The following is a 9390-nucleotide window of genomic DNA, read 5'->3' as shown; positions in this document are numbered from 1 at the left end:
CATGTTGACGCTCTCCCTGATCGGCATCGGTTGCGGTGATCCCCGGCAGCTCACTTTCGCCGCGACCGCCGCGATCAATGCCGCCGACCTGATCCTGATTCCGCGCAAGGGGACGGCGAAGTCGGATCTCGCCGAGTTGCGTCGCACCATCTGCGCGGAAGCCTTGAGCAATGGTCGCGCACGCATTGCCGAGTTCGACCTGCCGGTGCGTGACGTCGGCGAAGAGGATTATCGCAAGGGTGTGGACGATTGGCACGACGCGATCGCCGCGACGTGGTCGCAGGAAATCGCGCGCCATCTCGGCGGCGAGGGACGCGTCGCCCTGCTGATCTGGGGTGATCCCTCGCTCTACGATTCGAGCCTGCGGATTGCGCGACGGCTCGATCCGTTGCCATCGATCGAGGTAATCCCCGGCATCACGTCGATCCAGGCGCTGTGCGCGGCGCATGCGCTGCCGCTCAATGAGATCGGCGAGCCGTTTCTCGTGACGACCGGCCGGCGGCTGCGCGAGGGCGGCTGGCCGCCCGGCCTCGACACCGTGGTCGTGATGCTCGACGGCGGCGCCGCCTTCCAGACGCTGGATCCTGCCGGACTGCAAATCTGGTGGGGCGCCTATCTCGGCATGCCCGATCAGATCGTCATGGCGGGAGAACTGGCAGAGGTGGGTCCTCGCATCGTCGCCGCGCGACGCGAGGCGCGTGAGCGGCACGGCTGGATCATGGACAGCTATGTCCTCAAGCGGAGATCGTGATCCGGATTTTGCTCCGGCGGCATTCCATCCAGCGGGGCCGCTAGGTCTTCAACCCGCGAATCGAGGGTTGGATGGTCAGGCGGTAAGCGACAAGCTTGTCGCCATCGAACTGCTCGAGGGTCGTCTCGCAAACCGGGCAGCGATACTCGCCCTCGCTTCCTGACCTGGATGCCAGCTCAAGGCGTCGGAATCCAGCCCCGCAGCGCGGGCATGTGACGTCGTCCTTCTTCATCAACTCACCCCAGAACAACACCGGCGCTCCTTTTTAGCGCAGACCGCGCGGCGGAACTATGTTCATGGCCGGAGAGCTACCGGATCATTCGTGCATGGAAGCGGCGATGCGTCGTCGAGCGGGCGACAGCGCAGCCGATCGCGCGGAGCGCGTGGCCGCAACGCATTATGCAAGTTCGGCAATGGGTTATGGCTCGGCCTTAAAGAGCAAGGGCCGCCGGACCCGTGCAACAATAATGACTGCCATGTCGTTGTGTTCGAGAGAGATGCTGCGTCTGCTCAATACGACGCGCGATCGCCGGCACGCCCGAGGCCGACCGGCGATCAATCGTGATCAGCTATTGCCTGATCAGACGAACCACGTCGTGTCGCAGCAGGTAGAGCGAGACGGCGAGCAGAACGACGTCCTTCATCAGGAACGGCACGTTACCGGTCATCGCGGGGAATCCACCGGCGGCAACGTCCCAGCCATCAGGCATGAACGGAATGATGGTGACCGTCGCGATGAAGGTTCCGGTCGAGCCGAGGGCGCCGAGCACGCCGAGCCGCTTGTCCCAGAAGCCCGCGAGCAGCAGCGAACCGAACGTCCACTCCGAGGCGCCAAGGAAGTAGCTGGCGCCGGCGTGGCCGAACGCCGGGTACAGCCACCAGATCAGCGGACCGTTGCTGATGAACGGGACCAGCCGTTCGAATTCGTACGGAAACCACTTCTGGTAACCGAAGAACAGGAACATGATCACCATCGCGGCCCGGACGATGTGATAGTCGAGATCCTCCGCCAGCAGGCCGGACCTATGAAGCGCGCGGACAAGCGGATTTTGTGTGGTGTTGGCAAGCGTGGTCATGGTCGTGATCCTTTCGCGTGACATCGCCCGGTCGCTTCAGGCGACCGCCGGGAAGTCGATGTCGGTGTCGTTGATGCGGTTGAAGACGTTGGTGAAGACCGTGGTCGCAAACGCCAGGCTGATCTCGACCAGCTGCGCGTCGCTGTAGCCGGCGGACTTGATCGCGGCGAAATCCTCATCGCTGACGGTGCCGCTCGACTGCGCGAGCTTGCGGACGAAATGCACGAGCGCATCGCGCTTGGCGTCACCGGTCGGCGCGCCGTCGCGGATCTGCTTGAGCACATCGGCATTCACGCCGGCGAGCCTGGCGAGATGCGAATGCGCGGCGACACAATAATCGCAGCCGCCGGCTGCGCTGATCACGAGCTTGACGACCTCCAGGTCGCGCCGGGGCAGGCTGCCGCCGGTCAGCACGGCATCGGCCGCGAGGATCGACTTGAGCGCGGCCGGACCGTGGGCCGCAATCGCCGCGTAGGTGTTCGGGACGGCGCCGATCGCCTTCTTGATCTGGGCGTAGATCTGGCCCGACGGGCCGGTATCGGTTTCGAGATTGGGGGTTGAGAGACGAGACATGGTGGCACTCCTTGTTCGGGGTGGTGAACGATTGCGGAGTGACATTAGGATCGAGGTTTGAGACATTGAATGTTCATATTGCTCGTTTATATGCTCAATCGTCTCAAGTGCTGCTTCAGGGGAATTTGGCTATGGATTGGCTGAGCCGGCTGTTCGAGATGATGCCGGTGCGCGGGCGGCTCGACTTGCGCTGCAGCTACAGCGTCCCCTGGCGTATCGAGCAGGGACCGGGTGTAACCAGTGAAATCCCCTATCATGCGGTGCTTGCCGGCTCGGCGATCCTGGACGACGCCGCGGGCGGACGGTCGTTGCTGCTGAAGCCCGGCGATATTCTCCTGCTTCCCGGCAACCCGCGACACGTGATGCACGACGGAAGCGGGGCGACACCGCTGCCGGCGCGCAACCGGGCGGCGGAGAATTTCACGATCAGCGAAAACCTCGGATCGGACGAACGGCTTGACCTGTTGTGCGGGCACTTCGCGATTGCACCGCCATACGACCGTCTGTTGCGCGGTTATCTTCCGCCGCGTCTTGTCGTGCATGCAGGCACGCGTGCGGGAAAGGGAACGGCTGCGCAGCTCGCCGGCCTCGTGTCGCTGATGCGCAGCGAAACGGCCGACGATCATCTGGGCGGCCACGCCATGCTGAATGCGCTGTCCACGGCAATGTTCGCGCTTGTGCTGCGGCTTGCCAGCGAGACCGATGCAACGTCACGGGGACTTCTCGCCCTGGTCGGCGATCCCAGGCTCGCGCCGGCCGTGGCCGCCATGTTCAAGGAGCCCGCGCGTGCGTGGTCGCTGCCGGAACTCGCACGGCTTTGCAACATGTCGCGCGCCACGCTGGCGCGCCAGTTCCAGGACAAGCTCGGGCGATCGGCCAGCGATCTGCTCACCGATATCAGGATGACACTTGCGGCGAACGAGTTGAAGGGATCATCGCTTTCGACCGGCGCCGTTGCGGAGATGGTCGGGTATCAATCGGAGGCCGCCTTTCAGCGCGCCTTCAAGAGCCACATGGGCGTGACGCCGGCGCAGTGGCGAAAGACGCAGCCGCCGGAACAGGACGTGTCGTCGGAATCTGCCGTGCCGGCTGATCGGAAAGGCAGTTCGCCGACTGTGGATGCGTAGCGTCCTCCGTGCCTCGCGTACGTTTCGGTGCGCGAGGCGCAGAGGGCGCTCGATCAAGACTTGCGATGCCTTGCGTTGACCGCGATCGCGGCGGCGGCGGTGCGGTTCTCGACCCCGAGCTTGGCGTAGATCTGCTCGAGGTGCTTGTCGACGGTGCGCGGGCTGAGGCCGAGGATCTGCGCGATGTCGCGGTTGGTCTTGCCCTTGGAGAGCCAGGACAGCACCTCGCCCTCGCGGGTGGTCAGGCCGAGCTCGCTGGAGAACTCGGCCGGCATGTCGCCGCTGGTGTCCTTGGCGAGCCGCAGCAGGAATTCATTCGGGCCGAGCTTGCCCATATATTGCAGCCGAAGCTGCTCGTTGCCGGGGAACGACGCCATGGTCGCGGTCTTCGATCCGGTCTTGCCTTTCTGCGCCTGTTCGAGCCATTGCGGCATCGGATCCGGCAGCACGAAATTGTCGGCGGCGTCGGCGAGCGTATCCGACAGCAGTCGCTGTGCCTGCGGCGTCGCCCACAGCAGCGCGCCGGCGCTGTTCACGGCGAGCAGATAGCGGCCGGAGACGTCGAGCGCCGCGCGGGCGCTTTGCGTCATCCGCGCATTGGCGAGATGGACTCGGATGCGCGCCAGCATCTCCTGGACCACGATCGGCTTCGTCACATAGTCGACGCCGCCGGCCTCCAGCCCGCGCACGATGTGCTCGGTCTCGGCGAGCCCCGTCATGAAGATGATCGGCACGCCGTCGAGCCCGGCATCGCGCTTCAGCCGCTTGCAGGTCTCGAAACCGTCCATGCCGGGCATCACGGCATCCAGCAGCACGATATCGGGTGTGATCTGTTCGACGATGCGCATCGCGGAGGCACCGTCAAGCGCGACCATCACGGTCATGCCGGCGCCGTCGAGCGCATCGGTGAGCAGGCGCAACGTCTCCGGAGAGTCGTCGACGACGAGCGCGACGTCGCGCTTCTTCTGTTCAATGGTCATAGCTGTGCAATGTCTTCAACGTCGCCATATATTGATCGAGATCGAACCGGTCGATCAGCGTGCGCATCTGGCCGGCGAAGTCGGCATGTTCAGGACACTCATTGCCGATCTCGTCGAGCTTGAGCTGGATCGCCCTGACATAGCCGAGCTGGCCGAGGCTGATCAGCTCTTCGACATATTTCACCGGCGGCCGCGAACCACTCTCGGGCTTCCATTGCGGAGGCGGGGCCGGCTCGGCCTCATACTGCCACTCGATCTTGAGCAACTGGCGGATGGTCTCGAGCAGCCGCGGGATGTCGATCGGCTTCATCAGGTAGCCGTCATGGAATGGTTGCGCCAGCGGCGCGCCATGGGCCTCCAGCGCGCTGGCCGAGATCATCAGGATGCGTGCCTGGTGATGGCCTTCGGAACGCAAGGTTTCGGCGACCGTCCAGCCGTCCATGCCCGCCATTGAGATGTCGAGCAGGAACAGGTCCGGCCGGCAATGCTGCGCGAGGGCGAGACAGCCTGGCCCGTCCGGCGCGCTGAGCAGGATGAAGCCGAGCGGCGTCAGGATCTCGCGCAACAGGTCGCGGTGGGTCGGGTCGTCGTCGGTGATCAGGATGGTCTTGCGCGGACCGTGATAGCCGTACACGGGAGCATCGACCGGCGCATCGCGCCGCGGATTGGTGACCTCCGACAGCAGCAGCTTGACGCGGAAGGTGCTGCCGGTGCCGACCGTGCTCAAAACCTTGATGTCGCCGCCCATCACGCCCGCGAGCAGGCGGCTGATGGTCAGGCCAAGCCCGGTGCCGGTCTGCGGCTGGGTGACGCCGAGCGCACCGCGCTCGAACGGCGCGAAGATCCGCTCGAGGTCGTCGGGCTGGATGCCCGGCCCGGTATCGATCACCTCGAACTCAGCGACGGGGCTGCGGTAATGCACCACGAACTGCACCTGGCCGGATTGCGTGAACTTGATCGCATTCGACAGCAGGTTGATCAGGATCTGCCGCAGCCGCTTCTCGTCGGCATAGACGACGACGGGCAGCACGGCCGGCCGTTTGAACACGAAGTCGATGCCCTTTGCTGCGGCTTGCAGGCGGAACATGCCGACCAGCTGCTCGAGGAAATCGTTCAACCGCACTTCGTCGCGCGACAAATAGAGGCGGCCGGCCTCGATCTTGGAGATATCGAGGATGCCGTCGATCAGCCCCGACAGATGATCGGCGCTGCGGCGGACCACGCGCACCTGCTCGCGCGGCCGCACCTGCAGGCTGTCGTCCTGCTCCAGCAATTGCGCGTAGCCGGAGATCGCATTCAGCGGCGAGCGCAGCTCATGGCTGAGGCCAACGACATATCTGCTCTTGGCAAGGTTGGCGGACTCGGCAACTTCCTTGGCGCGCTGTAGCTCGGCGTCGGTGCGCTTGTGGGCGTCGATCTCCTGGATCAGCAGCGTGGTCTGCCGGCGCGTTTCCGCTTCCGCGGCGCGCCGGCTCTGTTGCGCCAGCACGAACAGCCAGGCGACGACGCCGATGATGAGGGTCAGCGCGAAGAACACCTTCCAGAGCACGTCGGCCAGCAATTCATTGGCATGCACGGCCGCCGTGGTCTGCAGGTAGATCAGGCCGAGCACCAGCGCCACGAGGCCGGCCGAGACCGCGAACACGCCGAGATAATGCCCGAGCTGCGAGTTGATGCGGGCGTAGATCGGTTGCGGCATCACCTTGCCCAGCGCGTCCGAGACCTGTGCGCCGATCCGGCCATGCGGCTTGCAGAGGTCATGGCAGCGTGCGTCGAGCGAGCAGCACAGCGAGCAGATCGGGCCGGCATAGGCCGGGCAGGAGGCCATGTCCTCGGGCTCGAACGCATGCTCGCAGATACAGCACTGGATCGATTCAATGTTCTGCCAGCTGCGCTTCGGCTTGCGGGCGATGTAGTACTTGCCGTCGGTGGCCCAGGCGATCAGGGGAGCCGTGACGAACGCGACCGCAAGCGCGACGAAGGCCGACAGCGCCTTCGCGGTCGGGCCGAACAGGCCGTAGAACGCGCTGATCGAGACCACGGTCGCGATCGTCATCGCGCCGACGCCGACAGGATTGATATCGCAGAGATGGGCGCGCTTGAACTCGATGTGCTGCGGCCGCAGGCCGAGCGGCTTGTTGACGACGAGATCGGCCACCAGCGCGCCGACCCAGGCGATCGCGACGTTTGAGTAGAGCGCAAGCGTCTGCTCCAACGCCTTGTAGACGCCGATCTCCATCAGCAGCAGCGCGACGACGACATTGAACACCAGCCACACCACACGGCCGGGATGCGAGTGGGTGAGGCGGGAGAAGAAATTCGACCAGGCGATCGAGCCGGCATAGGCGTTGGTGACGTTGATCTTGACCTGCGACAGGATCACGAATGTCCCGGTCAGCGCCATTGCCAGATCCGGCTGCGACAGCACGTAGCGGAAGGCTTCGAGATACATGTTGGCCGGCTCGGCCGCGTGCTCGGCCGAGACGCCGTGGCTGAGCGCGAAGAAGGCCAGGAACGAGCCGGCCAGCAGCTTGAGCGCGCCGAGCACGATCCAGCCCGGACCGGCGCTCAGCAGCGCGATCCACCAGGCCTTGCGCGAGGTGCGGCGGTCACGCGGCAGAAAGCGCAGGAAGTCGACCTGCTCGCCGATCTGCGCCACCAGCGCAAACACGACGGAGGCCGCGGTGCCGAACAGCAGCAAGTCGAGATTCCCTGCGGGATCGCCGTGATCGCCGGCGAATTTGCGCCACTCGGTAAACGAATGCGGATTGGCCCAGGCGATCGCCGCGAACGGCATGATGTGGAGGATGATCCACAGCGGCTGGGTCCAGAGCTGGAAGCGGCTGATCAGCGTGATGCCGTAGATGACCAGCGGAATGATCACGACTGCGCTGATCAAATAGCCGATCGGCCGCGGGATGCCGAAGCACATGTCGAGCGCGCTGGCCAGGATCACCGCCTCGATCGCGAAGAAGATGAAGGTGAAGGAGGCGTAGATCAGCGAGGTGATGGTCGAGCCGATATAGCCGAAGCCGGCGCCGCGGGTCAGCAGGTCGATGTCGATGCCGCTTTTCGCGGCATGGTAGGCGATCGGCAGTCCGCAGAGGAAGATGATGACGCTGACGACCAGGATCGCGGCGGAGGCGTTCATCGCGCCGTAGTTCAGCGTAATGGTGCCGCCGATCGCCTCCAGCGCGAGGAAGGAGATCGCGCCGAGCGCGGTGTTGGCGACGCGGGCGGCGGACCAGCGCCGCGCGCTCTTGGCGGTGAAGCGCAGCGCGTAGTCTTCCAGCGTCTGGTTGGCGACCCATTGATTGTACTGGCGCCTGACGCGGTCTATCCGCTGCCGCCCTGCCACTCGTTTGAACTCCTGGTCCACGATGCGCTGATCGCGGGCAAATCCCGTACCAAAAACCTACGTCGCTATTTTGCGGTGCAGTATACGCGATCTCACGTATCAGTGCGCTGCACAAAAGTGAGCAATCCTCGCCTGATCAATAAGCGTTCTCGAACCAGATGGGGTGCTCATGTCAGACGAACCAAAACCAGGCCTGAAGTCTCCGCTCCGGCGCAAGCTCTTGATGGGAATGGCGGCATTGCCGGCCGTTTCGATGCTCGGCCGTCCGGCATTTGCCGACGTTCCTGCAACCTCTGCGGTCAATACCACGGGTCTTGCAGTCACCGATAGCGAAGTCACGGTCGGCATCCTGCACTCCGTGACCGGCACCATGGCGATCTCCGAGACCGGGTCGGTCGAGGCCGAGAAGCTCGCGATCGAGCAGATCAACGCCGCCGGCGGCGTGCTCGGCCGCAAGATCAAGTTCATCCAGGAAGACGGCGCGAGCGACTGGCCGACCTTCGCGGAAAAGGCCAAGAAGCTGCTGGTCAACGACAAATGCGCGGCCGTGATGGGCTGCTGGACCTCGGCCTCGCGCAAGGCGGTGCTGCCGGTGTTCGAGCAGTACAACGGCATGCTGTACTACCCGACCTTCTATGAAGGCCTCGAGCAGTCCAAGAACGTGATCTACACCGGCCAGGAGGCGACCCAGCAGATCATCGCCGGTCTCGACTGGGTCAACAAGACCAAGGGCGCCAAGAGCTTCTACCTGCTCGGCTCGGACTACATCTGGCCGCGCACCTCGAACAAGATCGCGCGCAAGCATATCGAGAACCATCTACAAGGCTGCAAGGTGGTCGGCGAGGAATACTTCCCGCTCGGCTCGACCCAGTTCAATTCGGTCATCAACAAGATCAAGTTGACCAAGCCCGACGTGATCTACGCGATCATCGTCGGCGGCTCCAACGTCGCATTTTACAAGCAGCTCAAGGCGGCCGGCATCGACTTGTCCAAGCAGACGCTGCTGACGATCTCGGTCACCGAGGACGAGATCGACGGCATCGGCGGCGAGAACATCGCCGGCGCCTATGCCTGCATGAAGTACTTCCAGTCGCTCGACAATCCGAACAACAAGGCCTTCGTGCCCGCCTTCAAGAAGATGTGGGGCGAGAAGACCGTGATCGGAGACGTCACCCAGGCTGCCTATCTCGGTCCGTGGCTGTGGAAGTTGACGGTGGAGAAGGCCGGCTCCTTCGACATCGACAAGGTGGCGGCCGCGTCGCCCGGCGTCGAGTTCAAGGGCGCGCCGGAAGGTTACGTCCGGATCCACGAGAACCATCACCTCTGGTCGAAGACCCGCGTCGGACGCGCCAAGGCCGACGGCCAGTACGAACTGATCTACGAGACCGCCGATCTCGTCGAGCCGGATCCGTTCCCCAAGGGCTACCAGTGAGCCAATAGCCTGCATGAGCGGGGCGATATGCGGGACCGTCCCGGGTATCGCACCGGCTCACCCGGGCTACGAAGCTCCACAACGCATCGTGGC

7 protein-coding genes are annotated in these 9390 nt (G+C 64.2%); 3 read left to right on the top strand and 4 right to left on the bottom strand.

Annotated elements, in window-relative coordinates; all coding sequences use genetic code 11:
• The first annotated feature begins 1 nt into the window (after nucleotide 1).
• Complete coding sequence (cobF, locus tag QA635_RS27005; protein ID WP_283062399.1) at nucleotides 2-751, top strand: precorrin-6A synthase (deacetylating); 750 nt, start codon at nucleotides 2-4, stop codon at nucleotides 749-751.
• A 569-nt stretch (nucleotides 752-1320) separates the two neighbouring features.
• Here the strand turns inward: cobF and QA635_RS27000 are convergent.
• Nucleotides 1321-1827, bottom strand: a complete 507-nt coding sequence (locus QA635_RS27000; protein WP_283062397.1) for a YkgB family protein — start codon at nucleotides 1825-1827, stop codon at nucleotides 1321-1323.
• A 36-nt stretch (nucleotides 1828-1863) separates the two neighbouring features.
• Nucleotides 1864-2400, bottom strand: coding sequence for a carboxymuconolactone decarboxylase family protein (locus QA635_RS26995; RefSeq protein WP_283062396.1), 537 nt, complete (start codon nucleotides 2398-2400; stop codon nucleotides 1864-1866).
• A 131-nt stretch (nucleotides 2401-2531) separates the two neighbouring features.
• Between QA635_RS26995 and QA635_RS26990 the strand changes: the two genes are divergently transcribed.
• Nucleotides 2532-3527: an AraC family transcriptional regulator gene (locus tag QA635_RS26990; RefSeq protein ID WP_283071827.1), complete on the top strand. Its 996-nt coding sequence runs from the start codon at nucleotides 2532-2534 to the stop codon at nucleotides 3525-3527.
• 53 nt (nucleotides 3528-3580) lie between these two features.
• Here the strand turns inward: QA635_RS26990 and QA635_RS26985 are convergent, their stop codons facing one another.
• The gene (locus tag QA635_RS26985; RefSeq protein ID WP_283062395.1) at nucleotides 3581-4507 is read right to left on the bottom strand and encodes a response regulator; all 927 of its coding nucleotides are present in this window, start codon (nucleotides 4505-4507) and stop codon (nucleotides 3581-3583) included.
• Entirely contained in the window at nucleotides 4497-7865 is a 3369-nt protein-coding gene (locus QA635_RS26980; protein ID WP_283062394.1) for a hybrid sensor histidine kinase/response regulator, read from the bottom strand. Before QA635_RS26980 ends, QA635_RS26985 begins: the two co-directional genes overlap by 11 nt.
• 169 nt (nucleotides 7866-8034) lie before the next feature.
• Between QA635_RS26980 and urtA the strand changes: the two genes are divergently transcribed.
• A complete protein-coding gene (gene urtA / locus QA635_RS26975) occupies nucleotides 8035-9297 on the top strand; it encodes an urea ABC transporter substrate-binding protein (RefSeq protein WP_057015907.1) in 1263 nt (420 codons plus the stop codon).
• Nucleotides 9298-9390 lie beyond the last annotated feature (93 nt).

The sequence above is a fragment of the Bradyrhizobium brasilense genome (genome assembly GCF_029714345.1).
In the GTDB taxonomy this organism is placed as follows: Bacteria; Pseudomonadota; Alphaproteobacteria; order Rhizobiales; family Xanthobacteraceae; genus Bradyrhizobium; species Bradyrhizobium australafricanum.
The sequence above is the reverse complement of the archived record's forward strand: the minus strand, read 5'-3'. Positions and strand labels throughout refer to the sequence as shown.